Origin of the sequence: Streptococcus sp. AS20, from assembly GCF_000524255.1 — a bacterium.
Classification (GTDB): domain Bacteria; phylum Bacillota; class Bacilli; order Lactobacillales; family Streptococcaceae; genus Streptococcus; species Streptococcus constellatus.
In genome coordinates, this window is the sequence record NZ_JANS01000012.1 from 114101 (window position 1) to 133725 (window position 19625).

Annotated in this window: 22 protein-coding genes; 18 read left to right on the forward strand and 4 right to left on the reverse strand. The window is 37.4% G+C overall.

Translation table 11 applies throughout. The features are described 5' to 3' along the window. The first annotated feature begins 257 nt into the window (after positions 1-257). A complete protein-coding gene (locus HMPREF1514_RS09065; protein WP_232216487.1) occupies positions 258-989 on the forward strand; it encodes a zinc ribbon domain-containing protein in 732 nt (243 codons plus the stop codon). Between the two features lie 39 nt (positions 990-1028). Continuing rightward, on the forward strand, positions 1029-2336 hold the full coding sequence (locus HMPREF1514_RS07310; protein WP_037598384.1) for an SPFH domain-containing protein: 1308 nt from the start codon (positions 1029-1031) through the stop codon (positions 2334-2336). A 190-nt stretch (positions 2337-2526) separates the two neighbouring features. Here the strand turns inward: HMPREF1514_RS07310 and HMPREF1514_RS07315 are convergent, their stop codons facing one another. Together HMPREF1514_RS07315 and HMPREF1514_RS07320 are read right to left on the reverse strand one after the other, a co-directional pair. After that, positions 2527-2985 carry a DUF3021 domain-containing protein gene (locus tag HMPREF1514_RS07315; RefSeq protein WP_037598385.1) on the reverse strand — a complete coding sequence of 153 codons (459 nt, stop codon included), beginning with the start codon at positions 2983-2985 and terminating at the stop codon, positions 2527-2529. Next, entirely contained in the window at positions 2982-3422 is a 441-nt protein-coding gene (locus HMPREF1514_RS07320; RefSeq protein WP_037598388.1) for a LytTR family DNA-binding domain-containing protein, read from the reverse strand. The genes HMPREF1514_RS07315 and HMPREF1514_RS07320 overlap by 4 nt, the downstream gene beginning before the upstream one ends. A 246-nt stretch (positions 3423-3668) precedes the next feature. Here HMPREF1514_RS07320 and mutL point away from each other — a divergent pair, with 246 nt between their 5' ends. From mutL to HMPREF1514_RS07335, 3 genes are all read left to right on the forward strand, one after another. Continuing rightward, complete coding sequence (mutL, locus tag HMPREF1514_RS07325) at positions 3669-5615, forward strand: DNA mismatch repair endonuclease MutL (RefSeq protein ID WP_006269779.1); 1947 nt, start codon at positions 3669-3671, stop codon at positions 5613-5615. Between the two features lie 382 nt (positions 5616-5997). Further along, on the forward strand, positions 5998-6588 hold the full coding sequence (ruvA, locus tag HMPREF1514_RS07330; RefSeq protein WP_037598391.1) for a Holliday junction branch migration protein RuvA: 591 nt from the start codon (positions 5998-6000) through the stop codon (positions 6586-6588). An 11-nt stretch (positions 6589-6599) separates the two neighbouring features. After that, entirely contained in the window at positions 6600-7163 is a 564-nt protein-coding gene (locus HMPREF1514_RS07335; protein WP_037598393.1) for a DNA-3-methyladenine glycosylase I, read from the forward strand. A 139-nt stretch (positions 7164-7302) separates the two neighbouring features. Here the strand turns inward: HMPREF1514_RS07335 and HMPREF1514_RS07340 are convergent, their stop codons facing one another. Together HMPREF1514_RS07340 and HMPREF1514_RS07345 are read right to left on the reverse strand one after the other, a co-directional pair. After that, positions 7303-7716 carry an EamA family transporter gene (locus HMPREF1514_RS07340; RefSeq protein ID WP_037598396.1) on the reverse strand — a complete coding sequence of 138 codons (414 nt, stop codon included), beginning with the start codon at positions 7714-7716 and terminating at the stop codon, positions 7303-7305. 160 nt (positions 7717-7876) lie between these two features. After that, complete coding sequence (locus tag HMPREF1514_RS07345; RefSeq protein ID WP_006269187.1) at positions 7877-8731, reverse strand: Rgg/GadR/MutR family transcriptional regulator; 855 nt, start codon at positions 8729-8731, stop codon at positions 7877-7879. Positions 8732-9114: 383 nt separating this feature from the next. On the opposite strand from HMPREF1514_RS07345, the gene HMPREF1514_RS09290 reads away from it, so the two are divergent. From HMPREF1514_RS09290 to HMPREF1514_RS07405, 13 genes are all read left to right on the forward strand, one after another. Next, positions 9115-9384: a hypothetical protein gene (locus HMPREF1514_RS09290; RefSeq protein ID WP_020998096.1), complete on the forward strand. Its 270-nt coding sequence runs from the start codon at positions 9115-9117 to the stop codon at positions 9382-9384. Positions 9385-9480: 96 nt separating this feature from the next. Beyond that, the gene (locus tag HMPREF1514_RS07350; RefSeq protein WP_037598399.1) at positions 9481-11490 is read left to right on the forward strand and encodes a hypothetical protein; all 2010 of its coding nucleotides are present in this window, start codon (positions 9481-9483) and stop codon (positions 11488-11490) included. Next, the gene (locus tag HMPREF1514_RS07355; protein ID WP_006269784.1) at positions 11487-12116 is read left to right on the forward strand and encodes an ABC transporter ATP-binding protein; all 630 of its coding nucleotides are present in this window, start codon (positions 11487-11489) and stop codon (positions 12114-12116) included. The genes HMPREF1514_RS07350 and HMPREF1514_RS07355 overlap by 4 nt, the downstream gene beginning before the upstream one ends. A 155-nt stretch (positions 12117-12271) precedes the next feature. After that, complete coding sequence (locus HMPREF1514_RS07360; RefSeq protein WP_037598403.1) at positions 12272-13540, forward strand: competence/damage-inducible protein A; 1269 nt, start codon at positions 12272-12274, stop codon at positions 13538-13540. Between the two features lie 48 nt (positions 13541-13588). Beyond that, the gene (gene recA / locus HMPREF1514_RS07365; RefSeq protein WP_006269775.1) at positions 13589-14734 is read left to right on the forward strand and encodes a recombinase RecA; all 1146 of its coding nucleotides are present in this window, start codon (positions 13589-13591) and stop codon (positions 14732-14734) included. 86 nt (positions 14735-14820) lie between these two features. Further along, the gene (gene spx, locus HMPREF1514_RS07370) at positions 14821-15219 is read left to right on the forward strand and encodes a transcriptional regulator Spx (RefSeq protein ID WP_003026638.1); all 399 of its coding nucleotides are present in this window, start codon (positions 14821-14823) and stop codon (positions 15217-15219) included. A gap of 84 nt (positions 15220-15303) precedes the next feature. Then, a complete protein-coding gene (locus HMPREF1514_RS07375) occupies positions 15304-15873 on the forward strand; it encodes an SP0191 family lipoprotein (RefSeq protein WP_037598406.1) in 570 nt (189 codons plus the stop codon). Between the two features lie 104 nt (positions 15874-15977). Next, entirely contained in the window at positions 15978-16535 is a 558-nt protein-coding gene (locus HMPREF1514_RS07380) for an SP0191 family lipoprotein (protein ID WP_003071476.1), read from the forward strand. Between the two features lie 123 nt (positions 16536-16658). After that, positions 16659-16925, forward strand: coding sequence for an IreB family regulatory phosphoprotein (locus HMPREF1514_RS07385; protein ID WP_009569646.1), 267 nt, complete (start codon positions 16659-16661; stop codon positions 16923-16925). Next, a complete protein-coding gene (ruvX, locus tag HMPREF1514_RS07390; RefSeq protein WP_003071469.1) occupies positions 16925-17344 on the forward strand; it encodes a Holliday junction resolvase RuvX in 420 nt (139 codons plus the stop codon). The genes HMPREF1514_RS07385 and ruvX overlap by 1 nt, the downstream gene beginning before the upstream one ends. A 17-nt stretch (positions 17345-17361) precedes the next feature. Next, positions 17362-17673, forward strand: a complete 312-nt coding sequence (locus HMPREF1514_RS07395) for a DUF1292 domain-containing protein (protein ID WP_003027765.1) — start codon at positions 17362-17364, stop codon at positions 17671-17673. Positions 17674-17873: 200 nt separating this feature from the next. Further along, on the forward strand, positions 17874-19118 hold the full coding sequence (locus HMPREF1514_RS07400; protein WP_037598410.1) for a bifunctional folylpolyglutamate synthase/dihydrofolate synthase: 1245 nt from the start codon (positions 17874-17876) through the stop codon (positions 19116-19118). Positions 19119-19166: 48 nt separating this feature from the next. Continuing rightward, positions 19167-19604: an SP_0198 family lipoprotein gene (locus HMPREF1514_RS07405; protein ID WP_037598413.1), complete on the forward strand. Its 438-nt coding sequence runs from the start codon at positions 19167-19169 to the stop codon at positions 19602-19604. Positions 19605-19625: the final 21 nt, after the last annotated feature.

Here is a 19625-nt window from a genome sequence, read left to right on the forward strand (position 1 = left end):
TTAGATACGCTTCCTTTGACCGCAGCAGCGCCTGTCAGTCAAAGGAAGCATTGCTTTCTGTTTGCTCAAAAGTAGTCAGAGATGACATCCATCTCTCGTTATACTAATCGAAGCGATAATCTGCTTCCAAATGCATATTATTTTTTTGTAATTGCTTAAAGGCTTGTTGCTGAGGCAATAATTTATATTTACATGGTGGTGGGAATGTTGTATAATGAGGCTATATAGCTTAAGCTACATTGGTGTTAAATAGGAGAATGGAGAAAAAGAAAATGGAATTTTGTACAAATTGTGGCCAAATATTTGCCGAAGGTGCACATTTTTGTAGTAACTGTGGTACAGCTAAGGGAGAAACTGATACATCGCAACGAAAAACAGTATATGATGGGGAATTATATAAATGTCCGAATTGTGCTGAGATGCTAAACTCCTTTATGTCTTCGTGTCCAAGCTGTGGATATGAGCTAAGGGGATCAAAGAGCAAGAGCAGAGTGGATGAATTAGCAACCAAATTAGAGTTGGCTGAAAGTGCAGAGCAAAAAATTAGTATCATTCGAAATTTCTATATTCCAAATACAAAAGAAGATATTTATGAATTTGTCATTCTAGCGACTTCAAATATGAATTCGTATGATTATGATTATGAAGCTTGGGATACAAAGTTGGAACAAGCCTATCAGAAAGCAACTCTTTCCTTTGGGAATACTCAAGAATTTCACTATATTCATCAGTTGTATAATCAGGCTCAGAAACATAAAAGATTAAAAGCTTTTGTCAGAACTATTAAAAACTCTAAAAAATTGCAATTTATTTTATCTTTTGGAATTGGGCTGGGATTAATGCTTATTGCTAGCGTTATAGAAAAAGAAATAGATAGCAATAATTTTATAGGGCGCATTATTATATTTTTGGGAGGTATTAGTGCGTTACTTGGCTTAATTTTACTATTGGGATCATTTCTACTTCTTCCTTGGAGAAAAAGAAAATAAACAACGTGTTTAAATATTGAAAAGTTATAGGAGAAGGATATGAAATTATTTGGTATGAATAAAACAGGCGGTTTCATGGATGAAATTCGTTGTGATGAACCGTCATATTTAATATGGAAATGGCATCCTAGAGGGGTTCCACAAGGTGCAGGCGATCGAGAAAATGCTATCCGCTGGGGGTCCTCGTTACGTGTTAAAGATGGAGAAGTTGCCGTCTTTGTATATAAGCAAAAAGACGGGACGATACAAGATTATATTTTAGGTCCTCATGACCAGACCATTAAGACGTCGAACTTTCCCGTTTTAGCAAGCATAGTAGGTGCGGCTTATGACGGTGGGACACCCTTCCAAGCAGAAGTTTATTTCATCAATCTTGCGCAAATTATCCAAGTGAAATTTGCAGTGCCGTTTTTTGATGTCTATGATCCAAGGTTTTTAGATTTTGGAGTACCTGTTGCGGTTCGTGGTACGATTAATTTTAAAATTACTGATTATAAAGAATTTATCAAGTTACACAGGCTGAATACTTTTAATCTTGATGATTTTCAAAAGCAAATTCGGGATTCCGTGGCCCGATATGCTAAACATATTGTAACGAATGCTCCTATAGAGAATAACATTCCTGTCATTACTCTTGAAAGCAAAATTTCACAAATTAATGAAGTTCTTGAACATGATGTCATGGAAAGATTAAAGGAGAATTTTGGTGTCACTGTTTCAGGTCTTGATATAGCTACAATAGAGATTGATAAATCAAGTCAAGGCTATCGTCAGCTTATTTCAGTCACTAAAGATGTTACAACAGCTAAAATAGAGGCTGAAACAACAGACTATGTTGAACGGATACGTATCCAACGTGAAGAAGGACAATATGCTCAGCATAAGCAAACACAATCTGCAAACTTAGGTGCATTTCAAGTCGAAAAGCAGTCAGAAGTTGGTATTGCTGGCGCTGATGCATTGGGACAAATGGGCGCTAATGATTCGGGAACAGTTTCTCTGGGAGGCGATGCAGGCTTCAACCCCGCTGCTATGATAGCAGGAATGGCAGTAGGAGGTGCTGTAGGCCAAAATATTGCTGGAGCTATGAATAATATGATGTCGGGCAACTCCCAACAACAGTCAGTTGTTTCACCTCCTCCGATTCCAACAACTGCTTATCATATTGCTGTCAATGGACAAGCATCTGGGCCTTATGATAGAAATAGCCTAACACAAATGTCTCTATCAGGGCAGTTCCTCTCTTCAACCTTAGTCTGGAAACCAGGAATGCCAGAATGGATGAGAGCAGATACAGTTGATGATCTGAAAGAGCTGTTTATGCCTCCAATTCCGCCAGGAGAATAAAAAGAAAGTTTGTTAATTGTTATAGCTAAGTTTGAGAGGAGACGGGCTTCGTCTTCTCTTTTGCTATGTTCGATGCAATAAAGATACGAATTTTGAAAATTTTATGGGACTTTTTTCAAACACCCCAAAAGCTCTGTAATTTCCAAAGTGGATTTACGCACTACAGATATTATAGAGCTTTGTTTCTTTACTATTGATTCTGTTTCTTCAATCCATTGTTGATTTGTTCAATTTTCTTTTTAGTTAGATAAGACATAACTGCCCACAGGATGAGATACACAACAGTAAATTCTAAAATCAGCTGTAAGATAAAAATGGGTTTGCTAGGGAACCAGCCAGCTAGAAGAGCTAGAGGAATGAATCCTAGAATCATAAGTCCATAATGGCAGATAGTTGCTTTGAGGATGCTCCAATCTTTTTTGAAAAGCTCTTTTCCTAGGCTAAAGAGCAAGCCAATAAAGCTCCAGATCACTGCGCAATAGAGCACAACTAAAGCTTCATGAATATGGTGCTGTTCCATCCAAAGACCAACTGCTGAATAAGGATTAAGTGGATGATAGACAGGAGCAAAAAAGTAAGAATAGATGGTGGATAGGAGTAGCCCGATTACAGTACCTCCTAGAGCATCTCTGAATAATGTTTTTTTCATAGCTGTAATTTCTCCTTTATGACTTTGAGATAACGGCGAGATGAATAAGTTATCTGACCGTTTTTCATTGCAATCTGAATCAGACCACTACCAGTCAATTTCAGATGATCGATATGTTCGATGTTAATGATTTCAGATTGGGAAATCTGTAGAAAATCAGTGGGAAGCAATTCCAAAACTTGATAAAGTGGAAGTCCTAAGAGATAAGTGTCTGTCGCTGTTTCAACCCAAACTTGGCGGTTTTCAGTGTAAATTCTCTGAATTTCAGCAGTATCTAATAGGTAAATCTCCTCCTCTTTTTTGGCTCGAATGGTTTTAGTGCCACCGAGATGTTGAGTGAAAACCAGCAACTGTTGAATAGCATCCGATAAAGCTGGTGCTTCAATGACAACCTTTTCTTCTGAAAATTTTTCATCAATATGCAATTGAACTTTCATAAACATCCCTTCTTTCTAGATTGTATCTTGCCTGCTGCTGACTTTCGTTGCAAGGAGGATTCGTTTTTCCTAAGTCTATTAAACATTATTTTAGAGGGGAAAACAAGAGCTTTTGCCTAAGTGGTTGCTTTGCCTGTCTATTTGGTTGTTTTGCGAAGGAGTAATTACAATTCTTTTCGTACTAGAGTTCTGATTGAAAAACGGCTTTATGTTATAATAGTAGCTAGAATAATTACGGAGAAAACTATGTCAAAAATTATAGAATTACCAGAAAATCTTGCTAATCAGATTGCGGCTGGTGAGGTCATCGAGCGACCTAGCAGCGTGGTCAAGGAGTTGATAGAGAATTCCATTGATGCTGGTGCCACTCAAATTATAGTTGAGATTGAAGAAGCAGGGCTCAAGAGTATTCAAGTCATCGATAATGGTGAAGGAATTGAGCATGAGGAGGTTTCCTTGGCTTTGCGGCGGCACGCAACGAGTAAAATTAAGAAGCAAGCCGACCTTTTTCGGATTCGGACTTTGGGCTTTCGTGGTGAAGCGCTTCCGTCTATTGCTTCTGTTTCACGCTTGACAATTGAAACTGCGACAAATGGTGGAACACATGGGACGCGTTTAATTGCTCAGGGGGGAGAAATTGAAACTGTGGAACCAAGTAGTTGCCCTAAGGGTACCAAAATCAAAGTGGAAGACCTTTTTTTCAACACGCCTGCTCGCTTGAAATATATGAAAAGTCAACAAGCAGAACTATCTCACATTGTAGATATGATTAACCGTTTGAGCTTAGCTCATCCAGAGGTCGCTTTTATCTTGCTCAATGATGGTAAAGAGTTGACTCGGACAGCAGGAACAGGAAATTTGCGTCAAGCAATTGCTGGTATCTATGGATTAACAACAGCAAAAAAAATGATTGAAATTTCAGCTTCTAATCTGGATTTTGAAGTATCAGGCTATATTAGTCTACCAGAGTTGACGCGTGCCAATCGTAACTACATCACCATTCTCATCAATGGTCGTTACATCAAGAATTTCCTGCTCAATCGAGCTATTCTTGATGGTTACGGTAGTAAGCTCATGGTTGGGCGATTCCCGATTGCTGTGATTGCTATCCAGATTGATCCTTACCTTGCAGATGTTAATGTTCATCCGACCAAGCAAGAAGTGCGGATTTCCAAGGAGCGAGAACTGATGGTCTTGATTTCGCAAGCTATTGCTGCGAGTTTAAAAGAACAGGATTTGATTCCGGATGCTTTGGAGAATTTAGCAAAATCAACCATTAACAGAGCAAATAAGTCGGAGCAGACGAGTCTTCCGCTCAAAGAAAACCGACTCTATTATGACAAAGAGAGAAATGACTTTTTTGTTAGACCTCAAGTATCAGAAAGCAATCTTCCTTTTGAGGAAAATGCTACATTTGATCAGCAGCATACTGATACAGATATGCTTGCTTCCAGAGCAGTTTCTGTCAAATTTGCAGCAAGGCAAACTCCTTCTTACGATCAACTAGATCATCCAGAACTGGATCAATCAAGCTTAGAAAGAGCTTTAGATAAGTTAGATGGAGAAGAAACTTCAACTTTTCCAGAACTGGAATATTTTGGGCAAATGCATGGTACGTACCTCTTTGCACAAGGAAATGGTGGTCTCTATATTATCGACCAGCATGCAGCGCAGGAGCGAGTCAAATATGAGTATTATCGGGAAAAAATCGGTGATGTGGATGACAGTCAGCAGCAACTTTTGGTTCCCTATATCTTTGAATTTCCAGCGGACGATATGCTGCGGCTCAAGCAGCGGATGAATCTGCTGGAAGAAGTCGGAGTTTTCTTGGACGAATACGGCAGCAATCAGTTTATTCTGAGGGAATACCCTATCTGGATGAAGGAAGAGGAAATCGAGTCGGGTATCTATGAGATGTGTGATATGCTGCTCCTTACCAAGGAAGTTTCTATCAAGAAATACCGAGCTGAACTAGCGATTATGATGAGTTGCAAACGCTCTATTAAGGCCAATCATAGCTTAGATAATGATTCGGCACGTGATTTGATCTTCCAGTTATCGCAATGTGACAATCCCTACAATTGCCCTCACGGTCGTCCAGTTTTGGTAAACTTTACCAAATCTGATATGGAAAAAATGTTCCGTCGCATTCAGGAAAACCACACCAGCTTGCGAGAATTGGGCAAGTATTGAAACTATTTATAGAAACTCTAAAACAGCTTCAGCTAACAATGACTGAAGCTGTTTTTAAAATCATCTGCAAGACTTTCAGCTAGTAGATCTACTGAATGGCTTTTGTCCTTATGAAAAGTCCTATAGCTAAAAAGACAAGAGAAGAGACTTTCTGCCGAGCTTGACAAAAGGATTGACAGACTGTCTCTCTTGATAGATATTATGAATACCTCAATACTAGGCTATACAAATTTATAGTTAAGAGAAGAGCAAGATAGATATCCATGGATAAATAGCTAACTACCCAAGAATTTTGTAAAGTGATTTTCAAAAGGATAGAATGATTTCTTTTATTTTCTAACTCCAAAATATGATATACTAAAAGGGTTGAAAAGGAGACATGATGTACGAATATTTCAAAGGAATTTTAAGTAAAATTACAGCCAAGTATATTGTGGTGGAAGTAGGACAAATTGGCTATATCCTTCATGTGGCTAACCCTTATGCCTATTCAGGTCAGCTCAATCAAGAAATTCAGGTTTTTGTTCATCAAGTGATTAGAGAAGATGCGCAGCTCCTCTACGGTTTTCGCACAGAAGACGAAAAACAGCTTTTTCTCAATTTGATTTCGGTTTCTGGTATTGGCCCCGTTTCTGCTCTTGCGATAATCGCAGCTGATGATAATGCTGGATTAGTGCAAGCCATTGAGCAGAAAAACATCACCTATCTGACCAAGTTTCCCAAGATAGGCAAAAAGACAGCCCAGCAGATGGTGTTGGACTTGGAAGACAAGGTCGTGGCGGCTGGCCAAGTGGCTGCGCCTCAGACCCAAGCAGTGACATCGGACAACCAAGAGTTGGAAGAAGCCATGGAAGCCATGCTGGCTCTGGGCTACAGGGCTGCTGAACTCAAGAAAATCAAGAAATTCTTTGAAGGCACAACAGATACGGCTGAAAATTATATCAAGTCAGCTCTCAAGATGTTGGTGAAATAGGAGGTAGAAGCATGACCAAACGCTGTGGTTGGGTAAAAATGAACAACCCCTTGTATGTAGCCTACCACGATGAAGAGTGGGGTCGACCCCTTCATGATGATTGGAAGTTATTTGAACTGCTTTGCATGGAGACCTATCAGGCGGGACTTTCGTGGGAGACCATTTTGAATAAACGTCAGGCTTTTCGGGAGGCCTTTCATTTCTATGACGCGCAGAAAATTGCTCAGATGACAGATTCAGACTTGGATGGTCTTTTGGACAATCCGGATATTATCCGTAATAAGATGAAGCTCTATGCAACCAGAGCCAATGCCCAAGCTTTTTTGGCTGTTCAAAAGCAGTTTGGCTCTTTTAATGACTTTGTCTGGTCCTTTGTAGATTTCAAGACGATTGACAATCAAATTACGAACTACAAGGAAGCACCGACTAAAACAAAGTTGTCAGAAAGCATGTCCAAGGCGCTGAAAAAGCAAGGCTTCAAGTTTGTCGGTCCAGTTTGTGTCTATTCTTTCATGCAGGCAGCAGGATTGGTCAATGATCATGAAACAAGTTGTGAATGGAATCCTAAAAAATAAGGCATAAAAGCATTTACCAATATTGCTAAATTTGTACTATATCCTCACTAAACATACAATAAAATGGAATCAAAGGATGACAGTCGAATAACGTAAAAGACAGTTTAGAGAAAAAACTGTCTCTTTAATATGCCGAACGCTACAAAACCATGATTAAGGTTCCAATGGTAATCAAGATGGTGCCAATTAAGGATTTCATAGTAAAATCTTCGTGGAGAAAGATAAAAGCAAGGATGAGTGTGAGAACAACACTAAGCTTATCAATAGGAACGACCTTGGAGGCTTCTCCTTCTTGCAATGCTCGGTAGTAACAAAGCCAAGAAGCGCCTGTTGCTAGGCCTGATAAAATCAGAAAAATCCAGTTTTTCTTACTGATGTTAGCTAAACCAATTTGTCCTTTAGTTAAAAAAACCATACCCCAAGCCATCAAAACGACGACTACTGTTCGAATAGCCGTCGCTAGATTAGAATTAACCCCGGCAATCCCAATTTTAGCTAAGATAGATGTCAGTGCTGCAAACAAAGCAGAAAAAAATGCAAAAATTGCCCACATAATGGAAGCCCCTTAAAGTTTTATTCTTTTATTTTATCACATTTGATTCTATCTAACACAAGTAAACCAAGGAAACTCAGGCAGCAAGAACTGTCTGGTTTTTCTTTGTATAAATTAAAATATGGAAAGAATTTGAACCTAGTTGATAAAAAACCACAAGCTAAGACCTGTGGAAATGGTTGATTTCGTGTTTCATATCTTGTAATAAATCCAGTTCATCTGTGATTTCTAATAAGACCAATCCTTTTTTGATTAATTTATTATTATTTTGACAAATTCCTAATCGAATATTACATAAAGCTAAAGCATCATACCTCTTTAACTTTTGTGCAGTCTCTAAAGCTAGTGTGACAATTTTTTCACATTGGTGAAATTCATTATGGTGCAAATAAATTCCTGCTAAATTTGAGAGAAGAGTTAAGCGATCGTTTTGAAAATTTTTATAGTCTTTATATTTCTCTAAATTTTCCAAAATTTTATCAGTAATCAAATGTAGGGTATCCATCGAAAAATGATGTAAAATAGATACTAGAATCCTAAAATCATTTTTATACCAAGTATCTTCTTTTTCTAAATAATTCCAAAACTGCTTGGTGATAGAGATTGTTTCATCTGTTAATGTTTTAACTCCGTTTTTTCTAATAGAAATGAAAAGTTTTAACAAATCATGAATATGCTTAATTGGTAAATCGTATTCCTTACGAAGATATCTTTCACAGAGTTCTTGTAGCTCTTCTAAATCTTGTGTGCCACTAATAGAGCTTATATTTAAAGCTTTGTTAAATATGATACTTCTGGGGCTAGGGTTATAGACGTGACAGATATACTCAAACTCTTCAAAACTCATATTGATTTGACGTAGTAAAAATTCCATATTTTCGTATTTGGGAGTAGCCTTCCCGCTTTCAAATTTAGCCAGAGTTGTTCGGGATAGAACCTCTCCGCATACATCTGCTTGCGATAAACCTTTTGATTTGCGAATTTCTTTATAAACAGCTCCGAAATCATACCTCATAACAAACCTATAAACCTCTCAGAATAATATAGTGTGAAAAAAAGTTAGCGTTTTCAAAAAAGTGATTTCAAATATTATAACATAGAAGTGAAAATTTATAAAGAAACGGAGGGAGAATATGAGAACAGCTTGTTTACAATTGATGATACTTTTGTTACTGTATCCAAGTATCTGGCCATTTTAATAAGTAAGGTGTGAATTATGTTTACATTTCATTCAAATTAGGAAATAACACGTTATGATATTTTCATCAAATGGAAGTCTATACTAGTTAAGACAATATTTGATATATCATATATATAAAGGAGGAACCCATATCAAATAGTTCAAATAAATTTACGAAATTAGCACTTATTGGTGCTCTTGCCCTTACTCTTAGTCCTTTGGCTGGAGGTGGGGTCTCGGCAGATACCCAGCATCCTCATCCTACTTATAAGGATACTTGGAATTATGGTGTAACATCAAATGGATGGGCCTACTCGCATTATTATTTAGAAGCACCAATCCGTCTTGGAAGCGGCTCATCTGTGACCGATATATGGGGAAATGTAAAAGACTATGCCAAATCAAATTATGGCTGGGCAAATTCAGGAGCTACAAAACATTGGTCATGGATTCAAGCAAAGTCATTTTATTCTTGGTATGAATTCTAATAGTCATACGATTTAATAAACTTATCGTGGAGGGAAATGCCTGCATAGTAGAATTTCAGTTTTTCCCTCCTTGTTTTTGTTGTAAAGGAGTCTTGTATGAAGTGGCGGCTAACCGTTCTTTCTTTATTTGTCTTACTAATATCATTTTTATCTTTAGGTGCTGTTAAAGAATTTGGGAATGACATTCCTTATCCGGCTCAGGCAGCTTTTTCATTGACGGGCTCTAGTGAGGTTGATAAAAACCAAATTTTTGATAAAATACAGGAAATTGCAGATAAAAAGCAATTAACTATTTATCGTCCTTTTTTAGATAAAAGTGGTCAGCAAGCTACATTTGTTTTTGGAAAGATACAGCGCAAAAATCAATCCTATATCACGGATCGAGGAGTCTTGGCAGCAAGTACCGCGACTGGTATGTATTATTCTAGTAAGGCGCTACCGACAGAATTAAAAACAGAATTGCAGCGATTTGGCTTGACTTACACAGGAGCAGACCTTCCGTGGTACTTAGTGCCAATCAACTTTCTATTTATGAATTTACGCTCTCTGGCAGTTTGGACTTTATTTTTTGTTTTTGCTGTGCTTCTTTTTGCAGTCAAAATGCTTTATGTTAAAAAAGCTATGATTCAGCGCAGTCTGGGGCTTTTTGATAGAGAATTTCGGCGTTCACTTTGGTTGGATTCTACTATTTTGATTAGCACAGGAATCCTTGTGTGGCTACTTTTTGTTTTATGGCAAGGTAGTATGGTAAATGTTTATGTTAAGACGTTTAGCTTATTATTATTTCTCAATCTCTTTATTTTGATGGTTATTAGCTTACTTGTCAATCTACTTTTTGCTTTAAATGTTCGCCTTATGGGAGCTGTAACTGTCTTGAAGAATAAAAAATCAAATCCATTAGTACTTTATATCTGGCTTTTTGGAATTTTGCTATCTTGCTTTATCTTTGGCGTGACTGCATCGGAAAGTGTTAAAACCATTTCCAAATCTGCCCAAGAAATAGCTGTTTTGGGAAATTGGAAAATAGCTCAAGATTATGCTGCGATCACTTGGTTTGAAAATACCGCTACTCATACTGATGAAAATTATCAAATTGATTCAACATTTATAAAAGAAAATGCTGCGAAGCATAGACAATTGATTCAATCTTTTGGGACAGATGGCTGGCTTTATTCAGAGCAATCTAGCCTTAGCCCAGATCGAACTAAGCACGCTCCGGAAGAATTTAAGCAGGAGCTGGTAAGAAATGGTGTCGATAGTAAAATTGCAGAAACATTGTTCTATGTCAATACAGGATTGATGAATAAAAATAAAAAATTGTATCCTCAAAATAAGTATGGGCAAGCACCGAAAGAAAGCTTAGGTGTTATCTATATTCCAAAAAGTCAGATGGCTCACATAGACAATATTCGTAAGATAATTAACTATGAGCACTTCCGATATTCAGCTTTAAAAGCTGAGGATTTTCAAATCGTAGAAATTCCTGATGGACAGAAGACTTTTCTTTTTAACCATAAAGACGGTCCAGATGAATTATTGGCTAAACAAGAAGTAGTGAACAAGATTTTAGTGCAAATCAATTTTCACAATCTACCAGCAGATGCAGCTTTTGATAACTATTATACAGTTCTTGCAACAAAAGGAGCTTTTAAACAGAAATGGATAAAAGAAAAGATTAGCCAAGCTGGTTTGACTCATTTTTCTAGTATGACAAATATTTCAGAGCAACTATTATTAGCTCGTGAAAACATTGTTAGCCAACTGACAGGGACGATTACTGCTCTACTGATGTTAGTCTTGGCGCAGTTCTTTATTATTTATGAATATATTACCACTCGCATGAAACAAAAAGCGAAAAAGATTTCTTTACAAAGTTTGTTAGGAGCAAGTAGCTATCTAGAAATTTTTCAGTCTTTACTGCCATTGATAGCAGGCATTTTATTCGTCAGTGCATTGACAATTTTAGTGATGAAAGGTAGTTTCTTAGTAGTTGGTTTAGTAGGAGTTCTTTATGCGTTTGAGATAACTGCTATGTCTTACTTTGCTTTAATGAACGTCAGAAAAAATCGTGTTCAGATTATAAAAGGAGATTTTGAAATACTATGATTGAGATAGAAAATTTAGCGAAAAAATATGGACGAAAAACCGTCTACAGCCATGTCAATCTACATTTTGAAAGGAATCAATCCTATGCTTTAGTTGGGCTTTCGGGTTCTGGAAAGACAACATTGTTAAATGCAATTGCTCGTTTAGAAAAACCAGATCAAGGCAGAATTTTGCTCAATAAGCAAGATATTTGGAAAATGAAGGAAAAAGATTATTTTAAACATTATCTGGGCTATGTCTTTCAAAATTATGCTTTGGTGGAAGAAGAAACAGTTTTCGACAACTTGAAACTATTGGCGGGTAAATCAGAAATTCTGATAGCTTTAAAACAGGTTGGACTAAATGAGTCTGTCATGAAGTCCAAAATTTATGAGCTTTCCGGTGGTCAAGCCCAACGGGTTTCAATTGCGCGATTATTATTAAAAAAAGCGAAGGTCATTTTAGCAGATGAGCCGACAGGCGCTCTTGACCAGCAAACAGGAAAATCAATTATTGATTTGTTGCTTAGTTTGGTTGCATCAGACACTGTGGTTATTTTTGCGACGCATGATCCAAATGTTTTTGAACGAGTTGATCAGGTCGTTGATATCACACAGATTAGTGGCTCATTAGAACAGTCATATTAGATTGATTGACAAACAAAAAGAGGCATAGCCTCTTTTTGTTTGTCAAGATACTATAGATGATATGCTGAGCAACTTGAAAATTGTTTTATTAACAAATTTTAATCTTTTTTATGATAAAATAAGACCAAATTGCGAATAGTAAGATAGGAGGTTCTATGAAAGCAGAAATTATTGCTGTAGGTACTGAAATTCTGACCGGGCAAATTATCAATACGAATGCTCAATTTTTATCGGAAAAGTTAGCGAGTCTAGGGATTGATGTCTATTTTCAGACTGCTGTCGGTGACAATGAAAATCGTCTTTTATCTATTTTGGAAATTGCAAAGAAACGGAGCGATCTTGTCATTCTTTGTGGTGGCTTGGGTCCAACAGAAGACGACTTGACCAAGCAGGTGTTGGCAAAATTTTTAAATCGCAGGTTGGTCTTTGACCAAGTAGCTATGGAAAAATTAGATCGTTTCTTCGCGAGTCGACTGGACTATGTTCGAACACCAAATAATGAGCGGCAAGCTCAGATAGTGGAAGATTCGACTTCTCTACAAAACGAAACCGGACTTGCGGTGGGGGGCGTGATTGAAGTAAGTGGTGTAACTTATGTTGTTCTGCCTGGTCCACCTAGTGAATTAAAACCTATGGTGAACAATGAGCTGATTCCGATTTTAGCAACGGATCAAAAATTGTATTCAAGAGTTTTGCGCTTCTTTGGCATTGGTGAAAGTCAATTAGTAACTCTTTTAGGAGATTTAATTGATGCTCAGATCGATCCGACCATTGCTCCTTATGCTAAGACGGGAGAGGTGACATTGCGATTGTCCACAAAGGCTAGCAGTCAAAAAGAAGCAGATACTAAGTTTGCTTATTTGGAAAAGAAAATTTTAGCTGTACAGACTTTTGAGAAACAACGTTTAGTGGACCTTTTCTATGCTTATGGAGATGATAATTCTCTAGCGCAGACAACTTTTGAATTGTTGAGGAGAGCAGGCAAGACTGTTACAGCAGCCGAAAGTTTGACTGCTGGCCTTTTTCAAGCAACTTTGGCAAACTTTTCTGGAGCCTCCAATGTCTTTAGTGGTGGCTTTGTTACTTACAGTATGGAGGAAAAGAGCCGCATGCTGGACATTCCTTTGGCAGACTTGAAAAAATATGGAGTTGTTTCTGCTTTTACAGCAAAGAAAATGGCTGAGCAGGCTAGAAAATTGACTGCCAGTGACTATGCAGTGAGTTTGACGGGTGTGGCAGGTCCAGACAGCTTAGAAGGATATCCGGCAGGGACAGTTTATATTGGCTTAGCAACCACAGAGAATGTACAATCTTTTAAGGTTAATATTGCCGGTCGTAGTCGGACTGATGTACGAAAAATAGCCGTTCTGCATGCTTTCAATCAGTTACGAAAAACTTTATTAAAAAAAGAAAATATGCTATAATAATTAGATAGTCGAGAAAATTAATTTATCACTATACAGGAGAAATAAATGGCGAAAAAACAAAAAAAATTAGAAGAAATTTCAAAGAAATTTGGTGAGGAACGTCAAAAAGCGTTAGATAATGCACTTAAAAATATCGAAAAAGATTTTGGTAAAGGGGCAATTATGCGTTTGGGTGAGCGCGCTGAACAAAAAGTTCAAGTTATGAGCTCAGGTAGCTTGGCGTTAGATATTGCACTTGGTGCAGGAGGGTATCCAAAAGGTCGAATTATTGAAATCTATGGACCAGAATCATCTGGTAAGACGACAGTGGCCCTCCATGCTGTTGCTCAGGCTCAGAAAGAAGGCGGAATTGCGGCCTTTATTGATGCTGAGCACGCTCTAGATCCGGCGTATGCGCAAGCTCTTGGGGTTAATATTGATGAATTACTCCTTTCTCAACCCGATTCTGGTGAGCAAGGACTAGAAATTGCTGGGAAATTGATTGATTCTGGTGCAGTAGATTTGGTGGTCATCGACTCTGTGGCAGCTCTTGTACCGCGTGCTGAAATTGATGGTGATATCGGAGATAGCCATGTTGGTTTGCAAGCGCGTATGATGAGTCAAGCTATGCGTAAACTATCTGCTTCTATTAATAAAACGAAGACAATTGCGATTTTCATCAACCAACTACGTGAAAAAGTTGGTATTATGTTTGGAAATCCAGAAACAACACCGGGCGGTCGAGCTCTTAAATTTTATGCTTCTGTCCGTCTGGATGTCCGTGGCAATACTCAAATCAAGGGAACTGGTGATGAAAAGGACACTAATGTCGGTAAGGAAACCAAAATTAAGGTTGTGAAAAACAAGGTGGCTCCGCCATTTAAAGAAGCCTTTGTGGAAATCATGTATGGTGAAGGAATTTCCAAAACAGGTGAGCTCATCAAGATTGCAACAGACCTAGATATTATCAAAAAAGCGGGCGCGTGGTATTCTTACAATGATGAAAAGATTGGGCAAGGGTCTGAAAATGCTAAGAAATACTTAGCAGATCATCCAGAAATTTTTGATGAAATTGATCACAAGGTTCGAGTTCACTATGGTTTGATTGAGAATGATACTGAAGATGAAAAAAATGCAGAAGCAATTAAATCAGCAAACAAAGTAGAGGAAGTGACTCTAGACTTGGACGATGCGATTGAGATTGAGGAATAATTTTTTAAAAATAGGTCGTAAGACGGAGGGATTTTATGGTATAATATAGTATGATAATAGTACCGTGTGGCGAAAGGAGTACTTACATGATTACAATTTATACTGTCTCAAGTTGCACTAGTTGTAAAAAAGCAAAAACATGGCTCAATGCTCACCAGTTAACTTATAAAGAACAAAATCTTGGTAAAGAAGGGATTACAAAAGAAGAGTTGTTAGATATTCTAACAAAAACTGAAAATGGGGTTGCAAGTATTGTGTCTTCAAAAAATCGTTATGCAAAAGGTTTAGGCGTAGATATCGAAGAATTGAGTGTGAGTGAAGTGATTGATTTGATTATGGAAACGCCACGTATTTTGAAAAGTCCTATTCTAGTAGATGATAAACGTCTTCAAGTAGGATACAAAGAAGATGATATTCGTGCATTCCTACCTCGCTCGGTTCGTAATGTTGAAAATACAGAAGCGCGTTTACGCGCGGCCTTGTAAAGAGTGGGATTTCCACTCTTTTTTATTTCAATGTTTATTGATATTAAAAATATGATAAAATAAAGAATGAGGAGGAGTTAATCTATGAAAAGAAGCCTAATTTTATTAACCATTATTCTTACAGTCTTAGTAGGCTGTGGTCAAAAGAAAGAAACAAAATCAAAAGCAAGCAAACAATCTATTGATAGTACGTTGCCAGTTATTGCAAATGCTGAAAAAGAAACGGTTGTGACGAAAAAATTATCGTTTCCAAAAACAGCTGAGGGAGTTCAGCAAACGCAAACAATTACTTACAAAGGGAACCAATTTTTAGGTTTAACGATTGAACAAATTTTGCCGATGAAAGAAGAATTAAAAAAAGTGGTTGCTGAGGTTGGAGTTGCTGAGGCGCAAAAATTATTGGAAAAATCTTTGGCTGAAGATGAAAAATTTACACAAGCAAAAAATTTGCAAGGCTTTTCAACCTCTTTGGAAATTATAAATGAGCAAGAATTGAAGCGAACTCATACGTTTGATTTTCAAGTTTTGGATGTTAATAAAGCCGCAAATACTGAGTATTTAAAGAATATGAAATTAAAAGAATTTTTAAAAATGAAACCAAAAGAATATGTTGAAGATCAGATTGCCAGTGGTGCAACGGAAGTCAATCAATAACTTGTTAAACATGAATTGATTTTTTAGACGGCTCTTTTTGACAACGCTTACAAAAGATGGTATACTATTCTTATAAAGCTCTAAAATACAAGGAGGATATTTTTATGAGAAAATCGGTTGTTTTGTTAGGAGCAAGTTTGTTGCTGCTCACAGCTTGTGGTCAAAAATCCGGTCAGAATCAGTCAGGGGATAGTAAGACTGGTTCGAGTGTTGTGAAAAAGGATTCTGTTGTGACCAAGTCTTTTCAACAAAAACAGACTGTCCAAGGGATTGAACAAACACTTACGCAAACTATTTCTTATGAAGGAAAAACCTTTAAGAAGTTTGTGATAAATCTTGAACAAATACTTCCTGAAAATATGAAGAGTGCATTAGCGGGTCAAGATTTAGAAAGCACTAAGCCGCACTTGATTTCTGCTTTTGAAAAGGCTGCAGGATTGGATAAATTTAAGTCTTTGGGCGGTGTTGATGTTAAAACAGACATTACAAAAGACTATATTATTAAAGTTGCAATCAATATTGATATGAGCAAAATCAACCTTGATGAAGCATCAAAACTGGATACATATGGCTCTATGTTTTCAACTATCAAAAATTTAACACCCAAACAATATATTGAATCTGTCAAAGCAGCTGGTGCTAAAGAAGTTGCAAATCCATGATTTTATAGGTGTATATGAAACAAAAAAAGCTGAAATTTATTCAGCTTTTTTCAACCCCTTTCATTTGTGAAAAGTCTTGAAATGTGCTATAATATGGGTATTCTAGTGAAAGAAGGTGTAATTGTGGGATTTACAGATGAGACAGTACGTTTTAATCTTGATGATTCAAACAAAAAAGAGATTAGTGAAACATTGAAAGATGTCTATGTGTCGCTGAATGAAAAGGGCTATAACCCAATCAACCAAATCGTAGGATACGTGCTTAGTGGTGATCCTGCGTATGTACCTCGCTATAATAATGCACGAAATCAAATTCGTAAATACGAACGTGATGAGATTGTAGAAGAATTAGTTCGTTATTATTTGAAAGGACAAGGCATTGATCTCTAATGAGAATTATGGGGTTAGATGTTGGTTCAAAAACAGTTGGTGTTGCAATTAGTGACCCACTTGGTTTTACAGCTCAAGGGCTTGAAATTATTCCCATCAATGAAGAACAAGAAGAATTTGGTTTTGAGCGTTTGACTGAACTTGTCCAAGAATATAAGGTGGACAAGTTTGTTGTAGGTCTTCCTAAGAATATGAACAATACAAGCGGACCACGTGTAGAAGCAAGTCAGGCTTATGGGACTAAGATTGAGCAGCTATTTCATTTGCCAGTTGAATACCAAGATGAGCGCCTAACAACAGTAGCTGCGGAGAGAATGTTGATTGAGCAAGCGGATGTGAGCAGAAAGAAGCGAAAAAAAGTGATTGATAAGCTCGCAGCGCAGCTTATATTACAAAATTATTTAGATCGAAATTTTTAATAAATAAAGGAGAAAACATGGCACACGATCATAACCATGACCATGAACACGAAGAACGTGAACTAATTACTTTAGTGGATGAGCAAGGAAACGAAACTTTGTTTGAAATTCTCTTGACCATTGATGGAAAAGAAGAATTTGGGAAAAACTACGTTCTATTGATTCCAGCTAGCGCAGAAGAAGATGAAAATGGCGAGGTAGAAATTCAAGCCTACTCGTTTACTGAAAATGAAGACGGAACAGAGGGTGACCTCCAACCAATTCCAGAAGATTCAGATGCTGAATGGGATATGATTGAAGAAGTTTTCAATAGCTTTATGGAAGAATAAAAATTGCGTACACTAGCTTTTCGTATTACAAACAATGAAGAGATTGAAAGGCTGTGTGAATAGTTATTTTTATGGTATACGAATGAGTGGTTGGTTAATTCCCATGTGGAGCAAGAGTTCCAGCCATTCAAGTGAATTGTGGGGTGTGACATGAACCAAAGTCTGGTTCTGTTTCACTCCCTTTTTGCTGGGAGAAGAATATGAATGAAATTGAAACGTGGCTAGAGAGTCGCATTGGTTTAAATTTTCGCTCTGGTTTAGAGCGAATGAGGCAGGCTATAAGTCTTTTGGATCATCCGGAAGAAAATTATCCCATTATTCATGTGACAGGAACGAACGGAAAAGGCTCAAGCATTGCTTTTATGAGTCAATTATTTGCAGAGCATAAAAAGAAGGTGGGAACCTTTACGTCACCTCATATGGTGAGCATTTATGATCGGATTTGTGTCAATCATAAACCAATCTCTGACAAGGATTTTGTTAGAATTGGGCGCCGTATTCAAGCAATGGAAAGGCAACTTTTGCAGACACAAGATCCATTATCTTATTTTGAAATTTTAACACTCATAGCTTTATTGTATTTCGAAGAAGAGCAGGTAGATGTGGCTTTAATTGAGGTGGGAATTGGTGGACTTTTAGATGCAACAAATGTAGTGATAGGAGATGTTGCGGTTGTAACGTCTGTAGGATTGGATCATCAAGAAACATTAGGAGACTCCATAGTAGCAATTGCGGAGCAGAAAGCAGGGATTTTCAAGAAAAAGGAACGAGCTGTTATCGGGCCGCTGGCTGAAGAAGCCAGAAGGGTCTGCGAATTGCGCGCAGATGAGTTGGGAGTTGTTTTGTATGAATATGGTAGGGATTTTTCATTTTCAAAAGGACAATTTTCTAATCAAGATAAAATGATAGTTGGTTTACAGCTGGGTCTCAAAGGTACTTATCAGGAAGAAAATGCAGCTGTTGCTTTGCAAAGTTTTCTTTTATTCATGAAACAGCAAAATTGGCAACCACAAGTAAAATGGATACGCAAGGCTTTGCAAGAGACCCATTGGGCAGGGAGACTGGAATATTTTGAGAGAGGAATTTATTTGGACGGGGCTCACAATTTACCCGCTTTGTCACGTTTGGTGGAGTTTATTCGCCAGCAAGAACAAAAAGAAATTTTTCTTTTATTCGGTGCTTTGAAACGTAAAAATTATCAGGGAATGCTGTCTTATCTAAAACAAGAATTGCCAGATGTGCGGTTGACGATAACGACATTTGAGGATGACGGTGCAATAGATAAGTGGAATCTGACAACTGAAACCTATGTTTCCTCTTATCGGGAGTTTATTGAACAATTCATTAAAAAATCTACTGATAGTCAGCTTCTTTTTGTGACAGGTTCTCTTTATTTCATTGCAGAAGTTCGTGCTTTTCTTTTGGAGAAAGAATTGACTGCTTGAAACGAGAAATAGTAGAATAGAAATGTAATCAAAAAAGGAGGGAATCAAATGGTACAATTAAAGAAACTTGGCTATGCCACATTTTTTCTAATAGGGCTTATCATTTTGACATCGTGTGCCAAGTCTAATCAAACTTCATCATCATCTCAATCTATCTCAAGCAGTCAATCAACTACAGTCTCAAGTAAGAGCAGCACTTCGTCAACTATTGCAGAAAATTCGGTAGAAAAATTAGACGGTACTTATAAAGGTATGGACGAAGAAGATGAGATCACTTTGGTTATCAAGGGAAACAGTGGCACGTGGACAGAAGAAGAGCCAAATGGTAAGAAAGAAGTAAAACAAGTGAGCATTGATCCAACAAATCAGCGAATGACGATTGGTGACGACATTGAGCGTTATATGATTAATGGCAATCAGTTGACAATTGAGGATATTGAGCAAGAAAACGGCGAAAATGATACGGTCGTTTTAACGAAGCAATAACTTATTTGATATTGGAGCAAT